At 71.1% G+C, this 24,615-nt stretch carries 24 protein-coding genes; 13 read left to right on the forward strand and 11 right to left on the reverse strand.

Going from position 1 to position 24,615, the window contains the following annotated elements; all coding sequences use genetic code 11:
* Nucleotides 1-113: 113 nt before the first annotated feature.
* The 5 genes from OF850_RS11105 to OF850_RS11125 all read right to left on the reverse strand — a co-directional run bounded on the left by OF850_RS11105 (nt 114) and on the right by OF850_RS11125 (nt 5,034).
* The gene (locus OF850_RS11105) at nt 114-1,349 is read right to left on the reverse strand and encodes an argininosuccinate synthase (protein ID WP_301590163.1); all 1,236 of its coding nucleotides are present in this window, start codon (nt 1,347-1,349) and stop codon (nt 114-116) included.
* A 454-nt stretch (nt 1,350-1,803) separates the two neighbouring features.
* Nucleotides 1,804-2,961, reverse strand: a complete 1,158-nt coding sequence (locus OF850_RS11110) for an MFS transporter (protein ID WP_301590164.1) — start codon at nt 2,959-2,961, stop codon at nt 1,804-1,806.
* Complete coding sequence (gene rlmN / locus OF850_RS11115; RefSeq protein WP_301590165.1) at nt 2,958-4,151, reverse strand: 23S rRNA (adenine(2503)-C(2))-methyltransferase RlmN; 1,194 nt, start codon at nt 4,149-4,151, stop codon at nt 2,958-2,960. Before rlmN ends, OF850_RS11110 begins: the two co-directional genes overlap by 4 nt.
* Nucleotides 4,148-4,648 carry an invasion associated locus B family protein gene (locus tag OF850_RS11120; protein ID WP_301590166.1) on the reverse strand — a complete coding sequence of 167 codons (501 nt, stop codon included), beginning with the start codon at nt 4,646-4,648 and terminating at the stop codon, nt 4,148-4,150. Before OF850_RS11120 ends, rlmN begins: the two co-directional genes overlap by 4 nt.
* A gap of 62 nt (nt 4,649-4,710) precedes the next feature.
* Nucleotides 4,711-5,034: a TIGR02300 family protein gene (locus tag OF850_RS11125; protein ID WP_301590167.1), complete on the reverse strand. Its 324-nt coding sequence runs from the start codon at nt 5,032-5,034 to the stop codon at nt 4,711-4,713.
* A gap of 88 nt (nt 5,035-5,122) precedes the next feature.
* Between OF850_RS11125 and aroA the strand changes: the two genes are divergently transcribed.
* From aroA to OF850_RS11145, 4 genes are all read left to right on the forward strand, one after another.
* Nucleotides 5,123-6,466, forward strand: coding sequence for a 3-phosphoshikimate 1-carboxyvinyltransferase (gene aroA, locus OF850_RS11130; RefSeq protein ID WP_301590168.1), 1,344 nt, complete (start codon nt 5,123-5,125; stop codon nt 6,464-6,466).
* Nucleotides 6,463-7,092, forward strand: a complete 630-nt coding sequence (gene cmk, locus OF850_RS11135; protein ID WP_301590169.1) for a (d)CMP kinase — start codon at nt 6,463-6,465, stop codon at nt 7,090-7,092. Before aroA ends, cmk begins: the two co-directional genes overlap by 4 nt.
* A 210-nt stretch (nt 7,093-7,302) precedes the next feature.
* A complete protein-coding gene (gene rpsA, locus OF850_RS11140; protein ID WP_301590170.1) occupies nt 7,303-8,988 on the forward strand; it encodes a 30S ribosomal protein S1 in 1,686 nt (561 codons plus the stop codon).
* A gap of 313 nt (nt 8,989-9,301) precedes the next feature.
* Nucleotides 9,302-10,024, forward strand: coding sequence for a response regulator transcription factor (locus OF850_RS11145; protein ID WP_301590171.1), 723 nt, complete (start codon nt 9,302-9,304; stop codon nt 10,022-10,024).
* Here OF850_RS11145 and OF850_RS11150 read toward each other — a convergent pair.
* Nucleotides 9,979-11,445 (reverse strand): FAD-dependent oxidoreductase, encoded by a 1,467-nt coding sequence (locus OF850_RS11150; RefSeq protein ID WP_301590173.1) that lies wholly within the window; start codon nt 11,443-11,445, stop codon nt 9,979-9,981. The two genes, OF850_RS11145 and OF850_RS11150, sit on opposite strands and share 46 nt — an antisense overlap.
* Nucleotides 11,446-11,499: 54 nt before the next feature.
* Here OF850_RS11150 and OF850_RS11155 point away from each other — a divergent pair, with 54 nt between their 5' ends.
* Together OF850_RS11155 and OF850_RS11160 are read left to right on the forward strand one after the other, a co-directional pair.
* Nucleotides 11,500-12,309, forward strand: coding sequence for a DUF2272 domain-containing protein (locus tag OF850_RS11155; RefSeq protein WP_301590174.1), 810 nt, complete (start codon nt 11,500-11,502; stop codon nt 12,307-12,309).
* A complete protein-coding gene (locus tag OF850_RS11160) occupies nt 12,306-13,421 on the forward strand; it encodes an NADH:flavin oxidoreductase/NADH oxidase (protein WP_301590175.1) in 1,116 nt (371 codons plus the stop codon). Before OF850_RS11155 ends, OF850_RS11160 begins: the two co-directional genes overlap by 4 nt.
* Before the next feature lie 42 nt (nt 13,422-13,463).
* On the opposite strand, the gene OF850_RS11165 is transcribed toward OF850_RS11160, so the two are convergent.
* Nucleotides 13,464-14,501: a PRC-barrel domain-containing protein gene (locus OF850_RS11165; RefSeq protein WP_301590176.1), complete on the reverse strand. Its 1,038-nt coding sequence runs from the start codon at nt 14,499-14,501 to the stop codon at nt 13,464-13,466.
* A gap of 176 nt (nt 14,502-14,677) precedes the next feature.
* Between OF850_RS11165 and OF850_RS11170 the strand changes: the two genes are divergently transcribed.
* The gene (locus tag OF850_RS11170) at nt 14,678-15,484 is read left to right on the forward strand and encodes a transglutaminase-like domain-containing protein (RefSeq protein ID WP_301590177.1); all 807 of its coding nucleotides are present in this window, start codon (nt 14,678-14,680) and stop codon (nt 15,482-15,484) included.
* A 61-nt stretch (nt 15,485-15,545) separates the two neighbouring features.
* Here OF850_RS11170 and fabI read toward each other — a convergent pair whose 3' ends face one another.
* Entirely contained in the window at nt 15,546-16,376 is an 831-nt protein-coding gene (fabI, locus tag OF850_RS11175) for an enoyl-ACP reductase FabI (RefSeq protein ID WP_301590178.1), read from the reverse strand.
* A gap of 102 nt (nt 16,377-16,478) precedes the next feature.
* Between fabI and pdxH the strand changes: the two genes are divergently transcribed.
* The 5 genes from pdxH (at nt 16,479) to OF850_RS11200 (ending at nt 20,494) form a co-directional block, all read left to right on the forward strand.
* Nucleotides 16,479-17,060 carry a pyridoxamine 5'-phosphate oxidase gene (gene pdxH / locus OF850_RS11180; protein ID WP_301590180.1) on the forward strand — a complete coding sequence of 194 codons (582 nt, stop codon included), beginning with the start codon at nt 16,479-16,481 and terminating at the stop codon, nt 17,058-17,060.
* Nucleotides 17,057-18,487, forward strand: a complete 1,431-nt coding sequence (locus OF850_RS11185) for a bifunctional aminoglycoside phosphotransferase/ATP-binding protein (RefSeq protein WP_301590181.1) — start codon at nt 17,057-17,059, stop codon at nt 18,485-18,487. Before pdxH ends, OF850_RS11185 begins: the two co-directional genes overlap by 4 nt.
* Before the next feature lie 41 nt (nt 18,488-18,528).
* On the forward strand, nt 18,529-19,407 hold the full coding sequence (locus OF850_RS11190) for a universal stress protein (RefSeq protein WP_301590183.1): 879 nt from the start codon (nt 18,529-18,531) through the stop codon (nt 19,405-19,407).
* 52 nt (nt 19,408-19,459) lie between these two features.
* On the forward strand, nt 19,460-19,690 hold the full coding sequence (locus tag OF850_RS11195) for a hypothetical protein (protein ID WP_301590184.1): 231 nt from the start codon (nt 19,460-19,462) through the stop codon (nt 19,688-19,690).
* A 96-nt stretch (nt 19,691-19,786) separates the two neighbouring features.
* Entirely contained in the window at nt 19,787-20,494 is a 708-nt protein-coding gene (locus OF850_RS11200) for a pirin family protein (protein WP_301590185.1), read from the forward strand.
* A 135-nt stretch (nt 20,495-20,629) separates the two neighbouring features.
* On the opposite strand, the gene OF850_RS11205 is transcribed toward OF850_RS11200, so the two are convergent.
* A complete protein-coding gene (locus OF850_RS11205) occupies nt 20,630-21,103 on the reverse strand; it encodes a MerR family transcriptional regulator (RefSeq protein WP_301590186.1) in 474 nt (157 codons plus the stop codon).
* Nucleotides 21,104-21,114: 11 nt separating this feature from the next.
* Between OF850_RS11205 and OF850_RS11210 the strand changes: the two genes are divergently transcribed.
* On the forward strand, nt 21,115-21,927 hold the full coding sequence (locus tag OF850_RS11210) for a glutaredoxin family protein (protein ID WP_301590187.1): 813 nt from the start codon (nt 21,115-21,117) through the stop codon (nt 21,925-21,927).
* 252 nt (nt 21,928-22,179) lie between these two features.
* On the opposite strand, the gene OF850_RS11215 is transcribed toward OF850_RS11210, so the two are convergent.
* On the reverse strand, nt 22,180-22,845 hold the full coding sequence (locus OF850_RS11215) for a DUF1194 domain-containing protein (RefSeq protein ID WP_301590188.1): 666 nt from the start codon (nt 22,843-22,845) through the stop codon (nt 22,180-22,182).
* Between the two features lie 36 nt (nt 22,846-22,881).
* The gene (locus OF850_RS11220; RefSeq protein ID WP_301590189.1) at nt 22,882-24,558 is read right to left on the reverse strand and encodes a thiamine pyrophosphate-dependent enzyme; all 1,677 of its coding nucleotides are present in this window, start codon (nt 24,556-24,558) and stop codon (nt 22,882-22,884) included.
* Between the last annotated feature and the right edge of the window lie 57 nt (nt 24,559-24,615).

A 24,615-nucleotide genomic window follows, 5' to 3' on the forward strand; every position in this document is an offset into this window, starting at 1 on the left:
GTGTAGAGGTGGCGGAGCCTGGTCCGCCACCCGTGCTCACGCGCGACCAGGGCGAGGCCCCGATGCCGCCGTGCCGCCCCTGCCGCGGAGCGGCCCAGGCCAGAAGCGGCGTGTCACAGCGCGCCGCCGCGCCGGCCCGCCATGGCGCCGAGGCGCAGGCGGAGCGCGTTCAGCTTGATGAACCCTTGCGCGTCGAACTGGTCGTAGGCGCCCTGGTCCTCCTCGAAGGTGACGTGCTTCATGGAGTAGAGGCTGTGCGGCGAGCGGCGGCCTGTGACGATGACGTTGCCCTTGTAGAGCTTCAGCCGCACCTCGCCCTCCACGCTTTCCTGGCTGCTGTCGATCAGCGCCTGGAGCATGCGGCGTTCCGGCGAGAACCAGAAGCCGTTGTAGATGCACTCCGCGTAGCGGGGCATGAGCGAGTCCTTGAGGTGCGCCGCCTCGCGGTCCAGGGTGATGCTTTCGATGGCGCGGTGGGCGTAGTGCAGGATGGTGCCGCCCGGCGTCTCGTAGCAGCCGCGGGACTTCATGCCGACGAAGCGGTTCTCCACGAGGTCGAGGCGGCCGATGCCGTTCTCCTTGCCCAGCGCGTTCAGCTTCGTGAGCAGCGCGGCGGGGGACAGCGCCTCGCCGTTGATGCCGACGGCGTCGCCGCGCTTGAACTGGACCGTGATCTCGGTCGGGCTGTCCGGCGCTTCCATGGGGGAGACGGTGCGCTGCCAGACCATCTCGTCCGGCGCGTCCCAGGGTTCCTCCAGGATCTTGCCCTCGCTGCTGCTGTGCAGGAGGTTGGCGTCCACGCTGAACGGGGCCTCGCCGCGCTTGTCCTTGGCGATGGGGATCTGGTGCTGCTCGGCGAACTCGATGAGCTTCGTGCGGCTCGCGAGGTCCCATTCGCGCCAGGGGGCGATGATCTTGATGTCGGGCTTCAGCGCGTAATAGCTGATCTCGAACCGGACCTGGTCGTTGCCCTTGCCGGTGGCGCCGTGGGAGACGGCGTCGGCGCCCACCTGCTCCGCGATCTCGATCTGGCGCTGGGCGATCAGGGGACGGGCGATGGAGGTGCCGAGGAGGTACAGTCCCTCGTACAGCGCGTTGGCGCGGAACATCGGGAAGACGAAGTCCTTCGTGAAGGTCTCACGCAGGTCGTCGATGAAGATGTTCTCTTCCTTGATGCCGAGCAGCTTGGCCTTGTCGCGCGCCGGGCCCAGCTCCTCGCCCTGGCCCAGGTCGGCGGTGAAGGTCACCACCTCGCAGCCATAGGTGGTCTGGAGCCACTTGAGGATCACGCTGGTGTCGAGCCCGCCGGAGTAGGCGAGGACGACTTTCTTGACGCCTTTGACGCGCATGGGGTGGGCTAGGCCTTCTGTCACCGAATGTCAGGCGGAGGGATGCCAGGGGTTCGGCGGAGGGGCAAGCCGCTCATGGTACTCGGTTCGCACCCACAACTAGCGCTCTCCACATCTGCATTGTCGTTCACCAAAATCTATGCCATTATTAGAATCTTAGACCCTTCTAATAGAAAGAAAATCCTATGCTAAAAGAGGAAAGAAAAAGCACACTCAAAGAGATGCAGACCAAAATTACGGCTAAATCCGGCCCAAGAACAAGCAACAGTTGTGACCACAACGCGAGCGTTTACTCTGTGAGCGTTGCAAAAGATGGAAAAATTTCTATTTACATGCGTGAGAGTCATTATAAAGAGCGCGGAGTAGACGCAGTGATTCATATTCCTCTCACGGTTCTTCGGCAACTTACATCAATCGCCATTGATGAGCGGTTGGAGAATTCGAATCTCAGAGACTAAGCTTCTTTCTCGCTTCGGCCTGCGTAAGCGAATAATAGACAAATACCCAAGCTAGCCACCCCGAACCCCCACCGATACCCCACCCAGGCGATCAGCCCCGCAAACACCAAGCTCCCCACCGTCTGCCCCAGGAACAGCGCCATGGCGAAGGCGCTCACCGCCGTGCCCCGCGCCTCGGGCAGCGCTTCGGTGGCGCGGGCTTGCAGGACGCCGTGGAACATGAAGAAGGCCAGGCCGATGCAAAGCTGCGCCGCCAGCACCACGCCCCAGTGCGGCGACAGGGCGATGGCGGAGAGCAGCACGGCCAGGGACAGGCCGCCCAGGCGCAGCAGCCCGTTCTCGCCGAAGCGGGCGACGAGGCGCTTGGCGATGCGGGTGTAGAGCAGGGCGCCGACGCCGAAGCCGGCGGCGACGAGGCCCGCCCCGCCGGCGGAAAGCCGGAACTCCTCGATCAGGAAGGAGGGGATGAAGGGAAAGGCCCCGCCGAACAGGAGGGAGCCGTTCAGCGCCGCCACCAGCATCAGCCGCCGCCCCGCCTTGGCCCGCAGCAGCCGCGCATAGCCGGCGAAGGCCGAAAGGGCGGAACGCGGCGGGGTGGGCATTCCGCGCACCAGCCGCCAGTGCAGCAGCGACCCCACCCCGAAGGCCAGCATCCCGCTGGCCAGGAAGGAGGCGCGCCAGCCCAGCGCCTCGCCCAACATGCCGGAGATAGGGCCGGCCAGCATGGTCGCCATGACGTTGCCGGTGAGGAAGCGGCCGATGGCGCCCTGGCGCTCCTCGTAGGGGACGCTGTCGCCCACATGGGCCATCAGCAGCGGGATCACCGCCCCGGCGAAGAGCCCGCCCAGGGCGCGCATCGCCGTCAGCTCGCCCAGCGTGGCGGACAGCACGGCCAGCATGGTGACGCTGCCGTAGAGCAGCAGGGCCAGGCTGGCGACGCGCGGCTTGCCGAAGCGGTCGCCCAGCGGGCCGTTGAGGATCTGCCCGGCGCCGTAGGGCAGCATGAAGGCCGCGATCAGCACGGCGACGGCGGAGACGGTGGTGTTGAACCCCGCCGCCATCAGTGGCAGCAGCGGGTCCAGCAGCCGCATGCCGAAGCCGGTGGCGAAGCCCCCCAGGGCCAGCAAGCCCATGGGGGCGGCGGCGGCGCTCACGCCCCGCGTCGCGTCCGTTCGCTTTCGGTCTTGAGCTGGCCGCAGGCGGCCAGGATGTCGCGCCCGCGCGGGCGGCGGATCGGCGAGGAATAGCCGGCGTCGTTCACGATGGCGGCGAAGCGCCCGAGCGCCTCGGGCGTCGAGGTCTTGTAGGGGCTGCCGGGCCAGGGGTTGAACGGGATCAGGTTCACCTTGGCCGGGAGGCCGCGCAGCAGGCGGACCAGCTCGTGCGCCTCGGCCTCGCTGTCGTTCACGCCGCGCAGCATCACGTATTCGAAGGTGATGCGCCGGGCGTTGGAGGCGCCGGGGTAGCGGCGGCAGGCGTCCAGCAGCTCCTTGATCGGGTACTTGCGGTTCAGCGGCACGATCTCGTCGCGCAGTTCGTCGCGCACGGCGTGGAGCGAGACGGCGAGGTTGACGCCGAGTTCCGCGCCGCAGCGATCCATCATCGGCACGACGCCGGAGGTGGACAGGGTGATGCGGCGGCGGGACAGGCCGATCCCCTCGTGGTCCATGATGATGGTGAGCGCCTTGGCGACTTCCTCGTAATTGTAGAGCGGCTCGCCCATGCCCATCACGACGATGTTGGAGAGCATGCGGCCCTCCTCGCCCTTGGGGGTGGGCCATTCGCCGTAGGAATCGCGCGCGGCCATGAACTGGCCGACGATCTCGGCGGCGGACAGGTTGCGGACCAGCTTCTGCGTGCCGGTGTGGCAGAAGCGGCAGGACAGGGTGCAGCCCACCTGGGTGGAGATGCAGACGGCGCCGCGATCCTCCTCCGGGATGTAGACCGTCTCGACCTTCTGGCCGTCGCGCCCCTCGAAGAGCCACTTGCGGGTGCCGTCCGTGCTGGTCTGCTCGGCGGCCACGCCGGGGCGGCCGACGGTGAAGCGCTCGGCCAGCTTCGCCTGGAGCGGCTTGGCGATGGTGGTCATCTTCGCGAAGTCGCGCTCGCCCTGGTGGTAGATCCAGTGCCAGAGCTGCTTGGCGCGGAAGGGCTTCTCGCCGATCTCGGCCAGTTCGGCCGCGAGTTCGTCGCGCGACAGGCCGACCAGATCGCGGCGGCCCGCCTCGTCCAGCAGGGGCGGCGGGGCGAAGAGCGCGGCCTTCGCGAGGATGCGGGCGCGCTCCGCCTCCGTCATCTCGTCGGCGGCGGGGAGGATGCGGCTATGCGGGGGGAAGGCGTTCATCGGCGCCCCGCCGGACATTCGCGGGAAATGGCGTCATAGGCCGCGGAGAAGCCGTTGAGGGGGAAGGTGTCGGTCGCCGTGCCGCGCCCGTTGGGGCCGGGGCCGCGCAGCACCGCGTCGCGCCCGCCGCGCAGGGCGGTCACCACGGCGCGGCCGTTGCGGGCAAAGGCGTTGTCGCCGGCGGTGTAGAAGGGAAGCTCGTTGGAGCCGACCGTCAGCTTCGGCTCGGCGCCGCGGGCGTAGGAATAGCCGACGCGGGCCGCCACCTGGTCGCGCCCGTTGGCGCGGTGGGTGACGACTAGCATGAGGCTGTTGGCGTCGCGATTCCCCGCCCCCTCGGCCGAGCGGGCCCGGGCGAAGGCGTAGCAGACCTTCTGCCCGCCTTCCTGGTGGGTGGCGGCGGTCCAGGACCCGAACTCGCCCAGCGCGGCCGGGCGATTCTGGGCCAGGGCGGGGCTGGCGGCGATCAGCAGGGCGGCGGCGAGGAGGATGCGCATCGCGGGTAGATAAAACCGCCGGGGCCGGGCGACAACCGCGCCCGGCCTGTTCGGAGGGCGTGTCAGCCCTCCTCGTCGCGCTCGCCTTCGACCTCGATGTCGGCGTCGATCGTCTCGTCCTCGTCTTCCAGCTCGTCCGCGTCCTCGATGCCCGCCTCGGCATCCACGTCGTCCAGCTCCACCTCGTCCGTGTCGGCCTCGGCCGCGGCGCCGCGCTTCTTGACCTTGTCCTCCGGCAGGGGGGCGGCGGGGCGGCGCAGGCGGGGCTGCTCGGCCGGCTGCTCGGCGCCGCATTTCGGGCAGATCGCGGGCTGCTTGGTGAGGTCGTAGAACTTCGTGCTGCAGGAAACGCAGACACGCTTCAGACCGAGTTCCGGCTTGGCCATGGAGCCTTCCAATCCTTGATTCCACGCGCTCGGCGCGGGCGGGGCGCATTGCCACGGCGCGCGCGGCGGTGTCAAACCGGGCCCCATCATGCCCGACCACGCCGTCCCGAGCCCGGTTTCCGCCCGCCCCGCCGCCCGCCCGCTCACGGGGCGCATCGCCGTGCCGGGCGACAAGTCCATCAGCCACCGCGCGCTGATGTTCGGCGCGCTGGCGGTGGGCGAGACGGCGATCACCGGCCTGCTGGAAGGCGAGGACGTCTTGCGCACCGCCGCCGCCATGCGCCTCCTGGGCGCGGAGGTGGAGCGGCTGGGCGAGGGGCGCTGGCGCGTGGCCGGCCGCGGCATCGGCGGCCTGACCGAGCCCGAGGACGTGCTGGACATGGGCAACAGCGGCACGGCGGCGCGGCTGATCTGCGGCCTGCTCGCCGGCCATCCGATCTTCGCGGTGATGACGGGCGATGCCAGCCTGCGCCGCCGCCCGATGAAGCGCGTGACCGAGCCGCTGGCCGCGACCGGCGCCGTCTTCCGCGGGCGGGAGGGCGGCCGCCTGCCGCTGGCCATCGAGGGCGCGCGCGACCCGCTGCCGCTGGATTACGTACTGCCCGTCGCCTCGGCCCAGGTGAAGAGCGCCTGCCTGCTGGCCGGGCTCTGCGCCCCCGGCACGACGCGGGTGGTGGAGCGCGAGGCGACGCGCGACCATTCGGAGAACATGCTTCGGCATTTCGGCGCGACGGTGCGCGTGGCGGCGGAAGGCGCGGGCCGGGTGATCGAGCTGGACGGCCAGCCGGAACTGGTGGCGGCGCCGGTTGCCGTGCCGGGCGACCCGTCCTCCGCCGCCTTCTTCGCCGTGGCGGCGCTGCTGGTGCCGGGCTCGCGCCTCGTCATCGAGAATGTCGGGCTGAATCCCCTGCGGACCGGGCTGTTCGACACGCTGCGCGAGATGGGGGCGACGCTGACCATCGAAAACCCGCGCACGGAAGGGGGCGAGCCGGTGGGCGACCTCGTGGCCGAGGGTTCGGCGCTGCGCGGGGTGGAGGTGCCGGCGGAGCGTGCGCCCTCCATGATCGACGAATACCCGGTCCTGGCCGTCGCCGCCGCCTGCGCGCGGGGGCAGAGCCGGTTCCGCGGCCTGGCCGAGCTTCGGGTGAAGGAAAGCGACCGCCTGCTCGGCACGGCGGAGATGCTGGAGGCGGCCGGGGTGCGCTGCGCGGTGGAGGGGGACGACCTCGTCGTCGAGGGGTGCGGCGGGCAGCCGCCCGGCGGCGGGACGGTGCGGACGCGCATGGACCATCGCCTCGCCATGTCGGGGCTGGTGCTGGGGTTGGCCTCGCGCGACGGGATGCGGGTGGATGACGGCGCCTTCATCGCCACCTCCTTTCCCGGCTTCACCTCGCTGATGAACGGCGCGGCCGGGGCGGGGAGCATCGGATGATCATCGCGGTGGACGGGCCGGCGGCGGCCGGCAAGGGAACGCTGGCGCGGCGCCTCGCGCAGCACCTGGACCTGCCCTACCTGGACACGGGGCTGCTGTACCGCGCCGTGGGACGCCGCGTGCTGGATGCCGGCGCCGATCCGGCCGACCCGGCGGCGGCCGAGGCGGCGGCGCAGGCCCTCATGCCCGAGGACACGGCGCGCGGCGACCTGCGCGGCCCCGCCCAGGACGAGGCGGCCAGCAAGGTCGCGGCCATTCCGGGCGTGCGCGCGGCGCTGCTGGAGTTCCAGCGCCGCTTCGGGCAGGAGCGCGGCGCGGTGCTGGACGGGCGCGACATCGGCACGGTGGTGTTCCCCGAGGCCAAGGTGAAGCTCTTCGTGACGGCGCATCCGCGCGAGCGGGCGCGGCGCCGCCACCTGGAGATGCTGGGCCGCGGCCAGGACGCGACCCTGGAGGCGGTGGAGGCGGAGATGGCGGCGCGCGATGCGCGGGACGCCGCGCGCGACGTGGCGCCGCTGGTCCCGGCGCGGGATGCGCTGCTGCTGGACACGACCGACCTGGACGCGGAGGCCGCGTTCCGGCGGGCGCTGGCACTGATTACCGGGAAAAGCAAGCTTTCCGCTTGACTGTTGCAAGGAATGCGCCGATTTAACGGCCGCCGCATCCATTTGCGGCCGGATCGGGGCGAACCGTGACACGCCCCTTCATCGGCCGACGCGACGCCTGAGGGCGCGGAACGGCAGGACGTGCCCCGGATGCTTCGATCCCGGGGGGCGCAGGCACCAGTCGCGGGGCAAGTTCGGCCCCGTTTCTCGGACCCAGGACAAAACCGCTTCATGGCAGAAGATTTCGCCGCTCTCCTCGACGAGATGCTCGGCGCCAACACCGGCTTCGCCGGTTCCGTGGTCACCGGCAGGGTCATCCGCATCGATGACGACGTGGCCGTGGTGGATGTGGGCCTCAAGAGCGAAGGCCGCGTCCCGCTCAAGGAATTCGCGCCGCAGGGCGCCCGGCCGGAGGTGAACCCCGGCGACGTGGTCGACCTGTTCGTCGAGCGCTACGAGGACCGCGACGGCTCCATCGTGCTGAGCCGCGAGAAGGCCCGCCGCGAGGAGGCCTGGACCACGCTGGAGAAGGCCTTCGCCGCCAACCAGCGCGTGGACGGCGTGATCTTCGGCCGCGTCAAGGGCGGCTTCACCGTCGACCTGGGCGGCGCGGTCGCGTTCCTTCCCGGCTCGCAGGTGGACATCCGCCCGGTGCGCGACGTCGGCCCGCTGATGGGGCAGAAGCAGCCCTTCCAGATCCTCAAGATGGACCGCGCCCGCGGCAACATCGTCGTGAGCCGCCGCGCGGTTCTCGAGGAGACGCGCGCCGAGCAGCGCGCCGAGCTGGTGCAGGGCCTCAAGGAAGGCATGGTGCTGGACGGCGTGGTGAAGAACATCACCGACTACGGCGCCTTCGTGGACCTGGGCGGCGTGGACGGGTTGCTGCACGTCACGGACATCGCCTGGCGCCGCATCAACCACCCCTCCGAGGCGCTCACCATCGGTATGCCGGTGAAGGTGCAGGTGATCCGGTTCAACCAGGACACGCAGCGCATCTCGCTGGGCATGAAGCAGCTGATGGCCGATCCCTGGGACGGCGTGGCGCTCAAGTACCCGGTCGGCGCCAAGTACAGCGGCCGCGTGACCAACATCACCGACTACGGCGCCTTCGTGGAGCTGGAGCCGGGGGTCGAGGGCCTCGTGCACGTCAGCGAGATGTCCTGGACCAAGAAGAACGTCCATCCGGGCAAGATCGTCGCCACCTCCGAGCAGGTGGACGTGATGATCCTGGACGTGGACGAGCCGAAGCGCCGCATCTCGCTCGGCCTGAAGCAGGCCCAGGGCAACCCCTGGGAACTGTTCATCCAGGCCCATCCGCTGGGCAGCGTGATCGAGGGCGAGATCCGCAACATCACCGAGTTCGGCCTGTTCATCGGCGTCGGCCCCGACGTGGATGGCATGGTGCACCTGTCCGACCTGTCCTGGGACCTCCCCGGCGAGCAGGCCATGACGTCCTACAAGAAGGGCGACGTGGTGAAGGCCAAGGTGCTGGACGTGGATGTCGAGAAGGAGCGCATCTCGCTGGGCATCAAGCAGCTCGAGGCCGACCCGGCCGCCGAGGTGCTGGACCGCGTCCGCAAGGGCGAGATCGTCACCTGCACCGTCACCAAGATCGAGGCCAATGGCATCGAGGTGAAGGTTGACGACGTGCTGACGGGCTTCATCCGCCGGGCGGAACTGGCGCGCGACCGCCAGGACCAGCGGCCGGAGAAGTACGCAGTGGGCGAGAAGGTGGACGCCAAGATCACCGCCGTGGACCGCGCCGCCCGCCGCCTTTCCCTGACCATCAAGGGCAAGGAGATCGAGGAGGAGCGCGAGGCCGTTCGCGAGTACGGCACGGCCGACAGCGGCGCCTCGCTGGGCGACATCCTGGGCGCGGCCATCCGCCGCCGTCGGGAGCTGGCCGGGGAGGAGTGATCCTCCCTCCCAGCACGGGAAATGGGGGGCGGGCCTTCGGGTCCGCCCCTTTTTCGTGGGCGGCCCCCTCGCAGCCTGTGAGACAGCATCCCAGCGTTTGAAGCCTCTGGGGCTAGGGTCTCGCCCGCCGGGAAAACCTTACTCCGCCCGGGACGGATTTGCTTCCCGTTCATGAAGTCGGTATTTTTTTAGCGAATGACGGTCAATTTCCCGGCGATTTCTTTTTAAAAGCACAATTTTCGGTGGTTCCCACTATGGGAAAAGAAAGAGGGCGGTTAGGTTCCTACACGCAGAACGTGTGGAGAAACCCAAGATGCGTATCCTTCTTGTTGAAGACGACCACAGCGCCGCCCGGGGCATCAGCTTCCAGCTGCAGCAGCACCGCATGATCGTGGACGTGGCGGATTGCGGCGCAGAGGCGCTCGAACTCGCCCGCCTCTACGATTACGACGCCGTGATCGTGGACGTGATGCTGCCCGACATCGAAGGGTTCGAGGTGGTGACGCGGCTCCGCGGCGCGCGGATCGAGGCGCCCGTCATGGTGCTTTCCGCGGTCAGCAAGACGGCGGCGAAGGTCAAGGCGCTGCAATCGGGGGCCGATGACTACCTCGCCAAGCCCTTCGACCCGGACGAGCTGGCGGCGCGGATGCAGGCGATGATCCGCCGCTCCAAGGGCTTCAGCCAGCCGCGCATCCAGATGGGGGCGCTTTCGCTCGACCTGTCGGCCAAGGAGGTGGCGGTGCAGGGGCGCCCGGTCCACCTGACGGGCAAGGAATACGCCATCCTGGAATTGCTGATGCTGCGCCGGGGCACGGTGCTGTCCAAGGAGAACTTCCTGGACCACCTTTATGGTGGCATGGACGAGCCGGACGCCAAGATCATCGACGTCTTCGTCTGCAAGCTGCGCAAGAAGCTCCAGCAATCGGGCGCCCAGAACGTGATCGGCACGGTCTGGGGCCGCGGCTACATCGTGCGCGAGCCGGCGCCCGCCTATCGCCCCGCCGAGGCGGAAAGGGCGATGGCCTCGGCATTCTGAGGCTCCTCCCGGCGGGGCGAGAAATGCACGCCCTGCCCCGCCAGCGCCGCCTGCAGACGCTCCACCGGCAAGCGGCGCGGCGCCACCCCCGCCGCGACGGAAAGCGCGGCGGCGGCCCCGGCCGCCTGGCCGGTCAGCCAGCATTGCGGGATCTCCCGCAGGAAGGAATGGCTGGAGGCATCGCAGCTCAGGTGCCGCCCGGGGGCCAGCAGCCCGTCCAGCGCTTCCGGCACCAGGGCGCCATAGGGGACGGAAACATTGGCGAATTTCGGGGCGAGGCTGGGTGACACGCCGATCTCGTCCGGGGCGACGCGGCCGTCCCAGTGCTCGCGCCGGACGGCGGAAACGCCGCGCAGGCGGCGGGCGTGGCGCACGCCGAGCTGCGGCGCGGACAGCATGAGGTAGGCGCCCTCGAAGCCCGGCGCCGCTTCGCGATAGGCGGCCAGATGCGCGGCCATGAGGCGGTGCGAGCGGATCTCCACCTCCGAAAGGTCGTCCACCTCCACCGCCGAGAAGCCGGCGAGGCGCGGCCCCATGAACAGCGCCACGTCGTCGCGCCAGGACACGAAGGCCTTGTCGAAGAAGCGCAGCTTCTCGCGCCCGCGCCGAAGGAATTCGCTCCATTCCGCCGGGCGCTCGGCACGCCAGCGCAGGTGGCGCGGCATGTCCACGCCGCCGAACAGCCAGGAGGTGTTCATGCAGCCATGGATGTCGTCCGGGTCCACGTCGGCGTCGAAGGGCGCGCCGGCGCGGGCGTAGAGGTCGCCATCGCCCGTCGCGTCCACCGTGCAGGCGGCGAGGATGGCGCGGCGGCCCTGCTTGCTTTCAAAGGCCACGCCGGCCACCGCGCCGTCGCGCAGCAGGGGCTCGGCGCCCCAGGCGTGGAACAGGATCTCGGCGCCGGATTCCAGCACCATCTCCTGCGCCGCCAGCTTCATCCCCTCAGGGTCGCAGGTCGGGGAGTGGGTGACGGTGCCATGGAAGGCGGCGGTGCGCTGGCCCCACCAGGCGGCCGAGGCGGCGTCGCGCGCGCCCCAGGCGGCGGGGGGCGGCCCGGACACGGCGCCGGGGGGCAGGCGGGACAGGAATTCCTCCGCGAAGCCGCGGATGACGCGTTGGCCGGTCCAGTCGGTCATCCGGTCGATCCAGATGACGAGGCCGCCGGTGGACAGCCCGCCCAGGTGGTTGTGCCGCTCCAGCAGGAGGGTGCGGGCGCCGAGTCGGGCGGAAGCGACGGCGGCGGCCACGCCGGCCGGGCCGCCGCCCACCACCAGCACGTCGCAGCGCGCATGGACCGGGATGTCGCGCGCCGCCTCGCGCCAGGTTTCGCCCGTGGGGGCACGGCGGATTCGCGGCCCGGCGGCGAAGACCGGGCTTTGGAAGAAGTGGCGTCCGCCCTCGGGGCGGGTCTCGTTGGGCATGGCCCGGTCTTACGCGGTCTTGCCCCTGTTGTCGTCCCATTGCATGCCCCGTCCGTGCTCCGACTCCTTCCCCTCCTCCTGCTCCTCGCCGCCTGCGCCGCGCCGGTGGCGCCGCCCCCGCCCCCGCCGCCCCTGCCCTATCCGGCGGCGGCTCGGGACAGGCTGCTGCGCCTCGCGCTGGAGGAATGGCGCGAATGGGGTTGCCGCGTTTCGGGCGAGGCGGGGGAGCCGGTCGCCGGCGCCTGCGTCCCGACCTTTCCGGCGCGGGAAAGCGACCCGGAAAGCTTTCCGCGCGTCCTCGCCTATTGGCGGTCCGTGCCGGATGCGGAGAACGCCATCCCGCGCAACCGCGTGCTCTACGCCGGGGCGCTGCGCGGCGAGGCGACGCCGCTCTGGGCCGAGCCCTACTGGTCGGCGGCCTTCATCTCCTGGCTCGTGGGTGCGGCGGGGGTGGACACGGTGGAGTTCGCGCCCTCCGCCTCCCATTCGCGCTACCTGGACCATTTGGACGCGGTCTGGGCCGCGCATCCGGCGCTGGCCGCCTTCGTGCCGCGCGACCCGGCGCTCCACGCGCCCCGCCCCGGCGACCTGCTGTGCCGCGACCGCTCCTCCTCCCCGCTCGCGCATTGGAGCCTGCGCGCGGCGGAGCGCGGGCGGTTCCGCCCCATGCATTGCGACGTGGTGGTGGGCGTGGCGCCGGGGATGGTGGAGGCGGTGGGCGGCAACGTGGACGACGCGGTGACGCTGGTGCGGGTGCCCGCCGACCCCGCGGGGCGGGTCTTGCCGAATCCGCGCCCTGCCCTCGTGATCATGGAGAACCGGCTGGGGCGCCTGCCGCCCTGGCATCAGGAGAATCGATCGTGAGCCTGCTGCTTTCCCCCTGGACGCTGCGTGGCGTTTCCTTCCGCAACCGCGTCGGCGTGTCGCCCATGTGCCAGTACTGCGCCGGCGAGGATGGCCGCCCGACCGACTGGCACCTCGCCCATCTCGTGTCCCGCGCCGTGGCCGGGCCGGGCATGGTGATGACGGAAGCGGCGGCGGTGGTGCCGGAGGGGCGGATCAGCCCGCGCGACCTCGGCATCTGGAGCGAGGAACACGTGCCCGGACACACGCGGCTGGCCGGGGCGATCGCGGCCATGGGCGCGGTGCCGGCGATCCAGCTGGCGCATAGCGGCCGCAAGGGCAGCCGCCTGCCGGCCTGGGACAGCGGCGCCGCCGATCCGGGCTGGGAAGCGGTGGCGCCCAGCGCGGCGGCCTTCGGCGACTATGCCGAGCCGCGCGCGATGAGCGAGGAGGAGATCGAGCAGACGATCGCCGCGACGGTGGCGGCCGGGGAACGCGCTGTGCGCGCCGGCTATCGCGTGGTCGAGCTGCACGGCGCCCATGGCTACCTGCTGCACCAGTTCCTGTCGCCGCTGGCGAACCGCCGCAACGATGGCTGGGGCGGCGGGTTCGACGGCCGCACCCGCATCGTGCGCGAAACCATGGGGCGGCTGCGCGCCGCCCTCGGGAACGAGATCGCGCTGGGGGTGCGGCTGTCCCACACCGACTGGGTGGAGGGCGGCTGGACCACGGAGGAGACGGTGGAACTGGCGCGGCGGCTGAAGGAGGGCGGCTGCGACTTCGTGGACGTGACTTCGGGCGGGCTGGATCCGCGGCAGAAGATCCCGCTCGGCCCGGGCTACCAGCTTCCGGGGGCGGAGGCGGTGCGGCGCGGCGCCGGGGTCGCGGTGATGGCGGTGGGGCTGATCACCGAGGCGCGGCAGGCCGAGGCGGCGCTTCAGGACGGCAAGGCCGACATGGTGCTGCTGGCCCGCGCCTTCCTGCGCGACCCCTACTGGGTGCTCCATGCCGCCGTCGCGCTGGGCGAACAGGCTTCGCTGCGCATCCCGCCGCAATACGAGCGCGGCTGGGGCGCGCTGGGCGTGTTCGGCGGGCTGGAGCGCGGGGTGGGCGAGCCGCTTCCCGCGCTGTGACCCGCGCGCCCGGCGCCGCGCGGCGCCGGGACGGGTCCTGCCTTATCCGGCGCGGCCGCTCCAGAAGCGGTCGATCTCGCCGCGGCGGCGGGTGAAGTCGGCCTCGTTGGCGAAGGCGTTGCGCTCCACCTGCGGCGCCTGCTCCAGCCGCTGCTCCGTGACGTCGAGCACGAAGCTCCGCATGCCCGGCGTGGCGCGCATCTGCGACCAGGGCACGGCCACGTAGTCGCGCCCGATGCCAAGGAAGCCGCCGCGGCCCAGGACCGCGTAGGCGATCTGCCCGCTGCGCGGATCCAGGACCACGTCCTGCACCGTGCCCAGCCGCTGGTCCTGCGGGTTGCGGACATCGGTGCCGGTGATCTCGTCCACCCGCATGCCGTGGCCCATCTCCGTGACCGGCCGCGCCAGGGCCAGCTGGCTTTGGCGGTAGCTGCGGATCTCGCCGGGCTCGATGCCGGCCTGGCGGATCTGCGCGGTGTAGGCGCCGTAGAGCTGGCGCGCCTCGGCCAGCACGGTGCGGCAGGCCGCGTCGCTGCCATTGGCGGCCAGCACGTGCGCGGCGGCGTAGAGGGTGCGGAGCGACTGCACCGGGGCGGCGCTCCAATCCATGCGGGCCATGGGGTCGCGCGGGGCGGCCTGCTGCTGCGCGGCCGGGGCCGCCTGCTGGCCGGTCGTCGCCGTGCTCGTGTCGCTGCGCCCGCCCGCGCCCTGGCCCATGTTGGGCGCGGTGCCCGGCGGCACCGCGGTGCCGCGCGGCATCGCGCCGGCTGCGGCCGGGGTGGTGGCCATGCCCTGGCGGTAGCCGTCCAGCCAGAACCCCTCCTCCTCCATGGTGCGGCCGAAGGCGTTCACCTCGGCCTGGCAGTTCTCCGCTCCGGCCTGGCCCTGGCTCTGCGCCTGCGCTGCCTGGCCGGGGGGCTGGGCCTGCTGGTTCGCCGGGGCTGGCTGGGACTGCGACGGCTGTGCGGACTGGGCCGGCGCATTGCCGCGGCCCTGGGCGGGGGCCGTGCCCTGGGCGAAGGCCGGGCCGGCCGCCAGCAATGACAGGGCAACAAGCGATGCGGGGATGCGCTGGGTCATGTCTCGTTCCTCCTCGGGGGGTCCTGGCCGCTCGTGCTGCGTTGCACCGGATGGGCCAGGCCAAGTCGTGCGACGAATCGCATCAACTGGAATGAAATGAACAACCCTTCATCTTCGCCCAAGTTTCGCCATAGTCGGCACGGGCGTCGAATGGCCCGCGCCGCAGGAGGCTGCGCATGGAAATCAGGGCCGGATTCGAGATCACGCTGGACTGTCCTCAGCCCACGCCGATGGTCCTGCTGCTGAGCCTGCACCCCTCGCGCCAGCCCGACCTGCTGGGGGAGCAGCGCCTCGGGCTCGACCCGCCCGTGCCGGTCCGGGAGTTCCGCGACGGTTTCGGCAATGCGGCGCACCGCCTCGTGGCCCCCGCCGGGCGGATCACCTTCCGCTCCGAAGTGCGGGTGCGGGACAGCGGCGCGCCCGACCCGGTTCTGCCCGATGCGGCGCAGCATCCGGTGGAGGATCTGCCCGACGACACGCTGCCCTTCCTGCACGGCAGCCGGTATTGCGACACGGACCGGATGTCGAACCTCGCCTGGGGGATGTTCGGCAACACGCCGCCGGGATGGGCGCGGGTGCAGGCGATCTGCGACCACGCGCACCGTCGCATCGCCTTCAACTATGATCAGGCCGACGCCACGCGCTCGGCGGGGGAGGCGCAGGAAATGGGCTGCGGCGTCTGCCGCGACTACGCCCACCTCGCCATCACGCTGTGCCGCTGCATGAACATCCCGGCGCGCTACTGCACGGGCTACCTGGGCGATATCGGCGTGCCGCCCGCGCCCTATCCGATGGATTTCAGCGCGTGGTTCGAGGCGTATCTCGGCGGCGCCTGGCACAGCTTCGACGCGCGGCACAACCGCCCGCGCATCGGCCGGATCCTGATGGCGCGCGGGCGCGACGCGGCAGACACGGCGATGGTGACGAGCTTCGGCGCGCACAGCCTCGCCGGCTTCCGGGTGGAAACCGAGGAGGTGCGGTGAGAGCCGTCGTCGGCGCGCATCGTCCGGGGCGCCGGGCGATTCCGCTCGGCCCGAGAGGGCTTCAGCCCTTCTCGATCGTCAGGTCGGGCGCCTCGGGGTTCTTCATGCCGACGATGTGGTAGCCGCAATCCACGTGGTGCACCTCGCCCGACACGCCGGTGGAGAGCGGGGAAAGCAGGTAGAGGCCGGCGCCGCCCACCTCCTCCAGCCCCACGTTGCGCTGCATCGGCGCGTTGTACTGGTTCCACTTCAGGATGTAGCGGAAATCGCCGATGCCGCTGGCGGCGAGCGTCTTGATCGGCCCGGCGGAGATGGCGTTCACGCGGATGTTGCGCGGGCCGAGATCGGCGGCCATGTAGCGCACGCTGGCTTCCAGCGCGGCCTTGGCGACGCCCATGACGTTGTAGTGCGGCACCCACTTCTCCGCGCCCAGATAGGACAGGGTGAGCAGCGAGCCCCCTTCCCCCATCAGCGCGGCGGCGCGGCGGCCGGTCGCGGCGAAGGAATAGCAGGAGATGTCGAGCGCCTGCAGGAAGGCCTCGCGCGGGGTGTCGAGGAAGCGGCCGCGCAGGAACTGCTTGTCCGCGAAGCCGATGGCGTGGACCAGGAAGTCCAGCTTGCCCCAGCGCTTCTCGATCTCACCGAAGGCGCGGTCGATGTCCTCGTCCGAGCCGACGTCGCAGGGCAGGACGAGGTCGCTGCCCACCGACCCGGCCAGGGGACGCACGCGCTTCTCCAGCGCCTCGCCCTGGTAGGTGAAGGCGAGTTCCGCGCCCTGCGCCGCGCAGGCGCGCGCGATGGCCCAGGCGATGGAGCGGTCATTCGCCACGCCCATGATGAGGCCGCGCCGCCCCTGCATGAGCGTTCCGGTCGGGATGGGAGATTCGGTCATCGCGGGTCCGTGAAGTGGCTGCGGGGTCGTTGCGGGAGCGCGGAGGTGGTGGCACATGCCCCATGGCCGGGCAAGACCCGGACCATTCCCAGGAAGGGCCGCATGACCCAGGACCCCCACGCGATCTTCGCCGAGTGGCTGTCGGAAGCGGAGCGCAGCGAGCCGAACGACCCCAACGCCCTGTGCCTCGCCACCGCGACGCCGGAGGGACGTCCCTCGGCGCGCATGGTGCTGCTGAAGGGGCAGGATGCGCGCGGCTTCGTGTTCTACACCAACCTCGAATCCCGCAAGGGGCGCGAGCTGCTGGGCAATCGCTTCGCGGCGCTGTGCTTCCACTGGAAGTCGCTGCGCCGTTCCGTTCGCGTGGAAGGCCCGGTGGAGATGGTGAGCGACGCGGAGGCGGATGCGTATTTCGCCTCGCGCCCGCGCGGGTCGCGCATCGGCGCCTGGGCGTCGCGCCAGTCGCGTCCGCTGGAAGGGCGCTGGGCGCTGGAAAAGGCGGTGGCGGAACACACGGCGCGCTTCGGCCTGGGCGAGATCCCGCGCCCGCCGCACTGGTCGGGCTTCCGCCTGGTGCCCGACCGCATCGAATTCTGGCGCGACATGCCCTTCCGCCTGCACGAGCGCCGCGTCTTCTCGCGCGAGGGCACGGGCGCGTGGGGCGAGGAGGCGCTGTTTCCGTGAGCGGGCAGGAGGAGGCGGAGCGCTTCCTCCGCGGCCTCGCCGATTCGGTGCGGGAGACGCATGTCTCGCTGGTCGCGCTGGCCGGCGGCGACGCCTTCAAGATGAAGAAGGCGGTGGATCTCGGCTTTCTCGACTTCACCCGCCTCGGGGAGCGCGAGCGGCTGCTGCGGCGCGAGATGGCGCTGAACGCGCCGCACGCGCCGGGGATGTATCGCGGCGTGGAGCCGCTCACGCGCGGGGCGGATGGCGCGCTGCGGCTGGGCGGCGAGAGCGAGGCCGTCGAATGGGTGCTGCGCATGGCGCGGCTGCCGCCCGATGCCTTTCTGGATTGCGCGCCCATGCCCGACGCCGCCGCCCTGGCCGATGCGGTCTGGGCGCTGCACGAGGCCGCGCCGCCCCAGCCGGGCGATGGCGCGCTGGACGGCGTCATCGCGCAGAACCGGCAGACCGCGCTGGATGCCGGGCTGCCGCCCGATCGGGTGGAGGCGTGGCATGCGGCGGCGCAGGCGCTGCACCGACGCCTGGCCCCCACCCTCGCGCGGCGCGCCGCGGAGGGGCGGGTGCGGCGCTGCCATGGCGACCTGCACCTGGGCAATCTGTGCATGATCGAGGGCCGCCCCTGCCCCTTCGACGCGCTGGAATTCGACGAGGCGCTGGCGACGGTGGATGTGGGCTACGACCTCGCCTTTCTCCTGATGGACCTGGAAATGCGGCACGGGCGGGACGCGGCGAATGCGGTGCTGAACCGCTACGTGGCGCGCGGCGACGATGCCGGGCTCGTCGCCGCGCTGCCCTTGTGGCTGTCGCTGCGGGCGATGATCCGCGCGCATGTGGAGCGGCGGCGCGGCGGGGCCTGGGAAGCGCTGCTCGGATTCGCCGAGGCGGCGCTGCGGCCGGTTCCCGGCCGCCTCGTGGCGGTGGGCGGCCTGCCGGGGACGGGGAAATCCACCTTGGCGCGGCGCCTCGCCCCGCTGCTCGGCCCCGCGCCGGGGGCGCTGGTGCTGCGATCGGACGAGATCCGCAAGCGGATGCACGGCGTCCTGCCCGAACAAGGGCTGCCCGCCCCGGCCTACACCGCCGAGGCCAGCGACGCGGTCTTCGCGGAGATGCGCCGCATGGCGCGCGCGGCGCTGGAGGGCGGGCATGCGGTGGTGGCGGATGCCGTGTTCGGGCGCGCGGAGGAGCGCGACGCGATCGCGGCTTGCGGCGTTTCCTTCATGGGCTTCTGGCTGGACGCCCCGCTCGACGTGTTGCGGGCGCGGGTCGCGGCGAGACGCGGCGATGCCTCCGACGCCACGGTGGCGGTGCTGGAGGATGCGGCGAAGCGCGACCCCGGCCCGATGCGCTGGACGGTGCTGCCGGCGGAGGCCGACCCGCTGCGCGCCGCGCTCAAGGCGCTGGACCTTCCCAGCACCGGACCGGCATAAGCATCGGACGAAGTGAAACGAATCTGCTGGGGGACTGAGCCATGGCCTATCGCCGCCTGCTGCTGCCGCTGACCGGCACCGCCGCCGGGGAAGCGGCGCTGGCCACCGCTTTGATGGTGGCGCGCGTCTGGAACGCGCACGTGCATTGCCTGCACGTGCGCGTGGATGCGCGCGATGTCGCACCGCTGGCCGGCGAAGGCCTGTCCGGCGCGATGATCGAGGAGATGATGGCCGCGACCGAGCGCGAGAGCGGCGACCGCGCCAGCCGCGTGCGCTCGCTGTTCGAGCGCTTCGCCGCCACCTCGGGCGACGTGGCGATCGCCAATTCCGCCGAGACGGCGCTGAAATCCAGCGGCCCGACCTTGTCCTTCGAGTCCATCGCGGGGCGCGAGGAGGACATCGTGGCGCAGCAGTCGCGCCTCTACGACATGGCGGTGGTGCCGCATCCGGAAGCGGACGAGGACGTGTCCTCCTCCGACGCGCTGCACGCCGTGCTGTTCGATTCCGGCCGCCCGGTGCTGATCGCCCCGCGCGAGGCGCCGACGAGCATTGGCAACCGCGTGTGCTGCGCCTGGAACGGCAGCGCCGAGAGCGCCACGGCGCTGGCCGCCGCCCTGCCCTGGCTGCACCAGGCCCAGGCGCGGCGGGTCCTTTACGCCGACGAGTACCAGCGGCGCGGGCCGAAGGTGGAGGGCGTGCTCGCCTATCTCCACTGGCACGAGATCGAGGCCGAGGCGGTGCAGTTCAAGCCGCTGACCAAGGATGTCGGCGCCGGGCTGCTGGGCGCGGCGCGCGACTTCAATGCGGACCTGCTGTGCATGGGCGCCTACAGCCATTCGCGGCTGCGCCAGCTGATCCTGGGTGGGGTGACGCGGCACGTGCTGGAGAATGCGGACATGCCCGTGCTGATGTGCCGGTGAGGCGCGGCGCGGCCTGATCGGACGCCGCGCGCCGGAAAGGTGGAGGATTGCCATGTCCCACACGGACATCTCCGGCCTGGTGCGCGACTTCCTGCTTTGGCTCGACCGGGAGCCGCGCAGCTACGCGGCGGCGATCGAGGCCTGGCGCACCTCCTGCCCGCGCCTCACCGTGTGGGAGGACGCGATGGAGCAGGGCCTCGCCGCCTGCCGGCGGGACGAGGCGGGGACGCTGCGCGTCACGGTGACCGAGCAGGGGCGGCGCCTCCTTCATCAGCTGCGGTGATGAAGGCCATCGGGGCGGCGCGATGGCAGCGGCCACCTCATTCGCCATATGGATGGGCCAAGGGCAGCCACAGACCGGCGCCCGGGAACCACCACCATGATCGACATCCGACCCTTCAAGAGCCTGGGCGGCGCTGATTTCGGCTGGCTCAAGGCCAAGCACCATTTCTCCTTCGGCCACTACATGGATCCCTCGCGCATGGGGTGGGGCAAGCTGCGCGTCTGGAACGACGACGAGATCGCGCCCGGCACCGGCTTCGACCCGCACCCGCATCGCGACATGGAGATCATCACCTATGTGCGCGAAGGGGCGATCACCCACCGCGACTCCCTGGGCCATGAGGGGCGCACCAAGGCGGGCGACGTGCAGATCATGTCCGCCGGCACCGGGGTGACCCACAGCGAGTACAACCGCGAGGAGGAAACGACGCGCATCTTCCAGATCTGGATCATCCCGGATGTGGGGGGCGCGAAGCCGAACTGGGGCGCCAAGTCCTTCCCGAAGGCGGGGCGCGACGCGCGGTTCGAGGTGCTGGCCGGCGGCCGCCCCGGCGACGCGGCGGCGGGCGCGCTGCCCATCAACGCCGATGCCGCGGTGATGGCCGCGACGCTGGCGCCGGGGCAGGAGCTGCGCTTCCGCCTGCCCGAGGGCCGCGCCGCCTATCTCGTGCCCGCCAAGGGCAGCGTCACGGTGAACGGCGCGGCGCTCAACCGCCGCGACGGCGCCGCCATCCGCGACGAGGACGAGATCGTCCTGGTGGCGGAGGAGGAGGCCGAGATCGTCATGGTCGAGGTTTCGGCCTGAGCGCCACCGCCTGGCTGGTGTCCCCACGAGATCCGCGAGTCGGGTTTCGTGGGGCCTGAAGGGTGATGCGGGCCTGGGCGGAGCTTGGGGATCGCGACTGTGATGCGGACAGCCGGCGTGGATGCCCCGCCAGCCTCAAATGTCAAAGGAAGCGAGGATGGGACAGGGCCCGGCGCTCCCCTCGGCGCACTCCCTCGCCAGTCGCCGGAGGGCGTCCCGGGCGCGCTGGAGATTGGCGATCTTGCCGTCGAGCGCCTCGATGCGGGCCTTCGCAAGCTCGCGGGCACGGCTGCGATCCTCGCCGGCATCCAGGTCCAGAAGTTCCCTGATCTGCTCCAGGGTGAAGCCCGCCGCCTGGGCCTGCCTGATGAACCGCAGGCGGCGCAGATCCGCTTCTTCGTAGTGCCGGATGCCGCCTCCTCGGACAGGGGTCCTGAGCAGGTCCTTGCGCTGATAGAAGCGGATCGTTTCGACGCCCACGCCGCCAGCAGCGGCAAGCTCGCCGATGGTCAGTGATCCGGCCTGATCGGGTTTGCCGCCGGAGGGCAGCCGGCCCCCTTGACTCCGTACCATGGTACAGAACCTATATCCGGGCCGACCGGACTTCAAGGAATCCGAACATGTCGGCCACAACCATCCCCTCCCCCCCATCAAGCCGCGCCGGGACGGCGAAGAAGGCGGTCATCCACCGCATGGTGATGCCGCAGCACACCTGCCCCTACGGCCTCAAGGCCAAGGATCTGCTGAAGCGTTCCGGCTACGAGGTGGAGGACCACCACCTCACAACGCGCGAGCAGACCGACGCCTTCAAGGCGCAGCATGGCGTTGCGACCACGCCGCAGATCTTCATCGGCGGCGCGCGCATCGGCGGGCATGACGATCTGCGCAGGTTCCTCGGCAAGCCTGTCGCGGACCCGAAGGCGACCAGCTACCGGCCGGTCGTCGCACTCTTCGCCATGACCGCGCTGACGGCGATGGCGGCGAGCCATGCCGTCGCGGGCAGCCCCTTCACGCTGCGCGCAGCGGAGTGGTTCATCGGCTTCTCGATGGTCGTTCTGGCGCTGTTGAAGCTCCAGAACATCGAGGGCTTCGCCACCATGTTCCTCAACTACGACCTGCTCGCCAAGCGGTGGGTGCCCTACTCCTACATCTACCCCTTTGCGGAGGGCTTGGCCGGCTTGCTGATGGTCGCGGGTGCGCTCACCTGGCTGTCGGTGCCGATCGCGCTCTTCATCGGTACCATCGGCGCGGCCTCGGTGTTCAAGGCCGTCTACGTGGACCGGCGCGAACTCAAGTGCGCCTGCGTGGGCGGGTCGAGCAACGTCCCCCTCGGCTTCGTCTCGCTGACCGAGAACCTGATGATGATCGCCATGGCGGTGTGGATGGCGCTCGCCGCCTTCGGCCTGGTGGCCGGCGCGGGCCACGCGATGTGAAGCGCAGCGCCGCTCGAGGCTTCCCGGGTGGCCGCGGGCTCGCGCCTGCCAGTTCTCGTCATCGCGACGGCCCAGCCCATCCTCGTGCTGGACGACGCCGTCGGGAACGTCGCGCTGCCAAGGCATCCAGCGCGACGCTGTTGCAGCGGAGATCCCGGAGGCGGCGGCGGCCGCCGCAGGCTCCGCTCAGGGCGGCCGTCTGAACCGGGCCGCCTTCATCCCGCGCCAACCACGGGTTCGGCACGCAACACACTAGGCGATCTCGCGCACCAGCTTGATCCGCAACGCGCGGGCCAGGTCCCGGCGGTCCTCGGCGGACAGGACGAAGGCGCCGGGGCCGCCGATGACCTCGGCGCGGTAGTGATCGGCCAGGGGCTGCCCGCCCCTGGTCACCTGGCCCTCGGCGGCGATGGCGAGGGCGTTGACCGTGATTCCCTCCTCCACCAGCCGGTCGCGTGCCTCGGCGGCGGGAACGCGGGAGCGGAGGTCGGGGCCGTCGCCCGAGACATCCACGATGCGCGTCGAAGCCGTGAAGGGCGCTTCGCGCAGCAGGCCGTGCGCGGCGAGCAAGGCGTCGCCGAGGGCGTTCCAGCTTTGGCGGGAGCGGGGCGCGGCCAGCACCGCGTCGGCGAGGCGCTGCGCGGAGGCGCGGCCCGTCACGCGGTGCCAGGGCACCACCACCTCCGCCCCGCCAGGCGCGCCCCATTCCAGCATGGCGACGCCGATGCCGTGCGGCTTGCCCTCGATGACGGAGGTGACGGCGGGACTGGTCAGCGCCTCGGCATAGCCCTCGCGCTGCCACAGGAACTCCTCCGGCGAGATGGAGCCGGAAGCGTCCACGGCGAGGACCAGCAGCAGATCCACCGCCTCCCCGGCGGCGAGCAGGAAAGGGGCGGCAAGGAGAGGGCGGCGGCGCATGGCGTGGAGCCTAGCGCCGCCGCGTGCCCCGCTGCGTTACTTCTTCGCCTGGGCCCGCAGGTCGGCGATGGTGGCGCGGTTGGTCACCTGCTCGGGGTTCATCCGCACCTCGATGATGGCCGGCTTGCCGCTGGCGGCGGCGCGCTTGTAGGCGGGGACCAGCTCGTCCGTCGCTTCCACCACCTCGCCATGGCCGCCGAAGGCCTCGATGAACCGGGCGAAGTCCGGGTTGGTCAGCTCCGTGCCGGACACGCGGCCGGGATAGACGCGCTCCTGGTACATGCGGATCGTGCCGTACATGCCGTTGTTGAAGACCATGATGATCGGCGCGACCTTGTGGTGGAACGCCGTCGCGATCTCCTGCCCCGTCATCATGAAGCCGCCATCGCCGACGAAGCCGATCACCTGCCGGTTCGGATAGGCGACGGCGGCGCCGATCGCGGCCGGCACGCCATAGCCCATGGCGCCGTTGGTCGGGCCGAGGAATTCCTGCTTCGGCTTCAGGTGCATGAAGCGCGTCGGCCAGGTGGCGAAGTTGCCGGCGTCGGTGGTGAAGATCGTGTCGTCGGGCAGCACCTGCTCCAGCGCCTGCAGGGCGCGGGCGAGGTTGAGCGGGCCTTCGTATTCGGGCGCCTGGGCCTGGGCCTCGCGCGCCGCGCGGACGGACTGCCGCCACTCGGACCAGTTGCCCGCCACGCGCTCGTCGCGGATGGCGCGGGCGAAGCGGTTCACGTCGGCGGTGATGCCGAGCGCCACGCGGTAGACGCGGCCGATCTCCGCCTGGTCGGGATAGACCTGCACGATGGGGGTGCGCCCGGCCATGTCGAGCAGCGTGTAGCCCTGGCTCACCGGCTCGCCCATGCGGGTGCCGAAGGCGAGGAGGAGGTCGGCCTCCTTGGCCTTCTGGACGAGGCCGGCATCGGCGCCCACGCCGAGGTCGCCGGCGAAGAGCGGCGAGGTGCCGTCGAACAGGCCCTGGCGGCGGAAGGACACGGCGGTGGGGATGTCGTTGGCCTGGAGGAAGGCGGCGATGTCGGCGCGTCCCTCCTCGCTCCACATCGCGCCGCCGCCGAGGATGGCCAGCGGGCGCTGGGCCTTCTTCAGCATCTCCAGCATCGCCGGGATGGATTCCGGCGCCGGGTGCGGCGGCAGGACGCGCGCGATGCCGAGGTCGGGCACGGACACCGCGTCCTTCTGCATCTCCTCCGAGATGGCGACGACCACGGGGCCGGGGCGGCCGCTCACCGCCACGTCGAAGGCATGGGCCATGATCTCCGGGATGCGCTTCGCGTCGTCGATCTGCGTGACCCACTTGGCGAGCGGCGAAAACATCCGGCGGTAATCCACCTCCTGGAAGGTTTCGCGATCCGTTTCCTCGATGGGGATCTGGCCGACCAGCAGGACGAGCGGCGTGGAATCCTGCATGGCGACGTGGACGCCGATGCTGGCGTGGCAGGCGCCGGGGCCGCGCGTGACCGCGGCGACGCCGGGCTTGCCGGTCATCTTGCCCACGGCCTCCGCCATGTGGACGGCGCCGGCCTCGAAGCGGCAGGTGATGAGCTGGATCTCGTTGCGGCGGGCATAGAGCCCGTCCAGCAGGTCCAGGTAGGACTCGCCCGGCACCGCGAAGACATGGCTCGCGCCCTGGGCCACCAGCGCGTCGGCCAGAAGCTGCCCGCCCGTCCGCTTCACCATTCCCGCACCATCCGGCATCGCCGCTTCCTCCGATCGCTTGGCGGGGCGGAGGTTAGAACGATGGGCAAGCGATGT

Source organism: Sabulicella glaciei (genome assembly GCF_026183895.1).
Lineage (GTDB): Bacteria > Pseudomonadota > Alphaproteobacteria > Acetobacterales > Acetobacteraceae > Roseococcus > Roseococcus glaciei.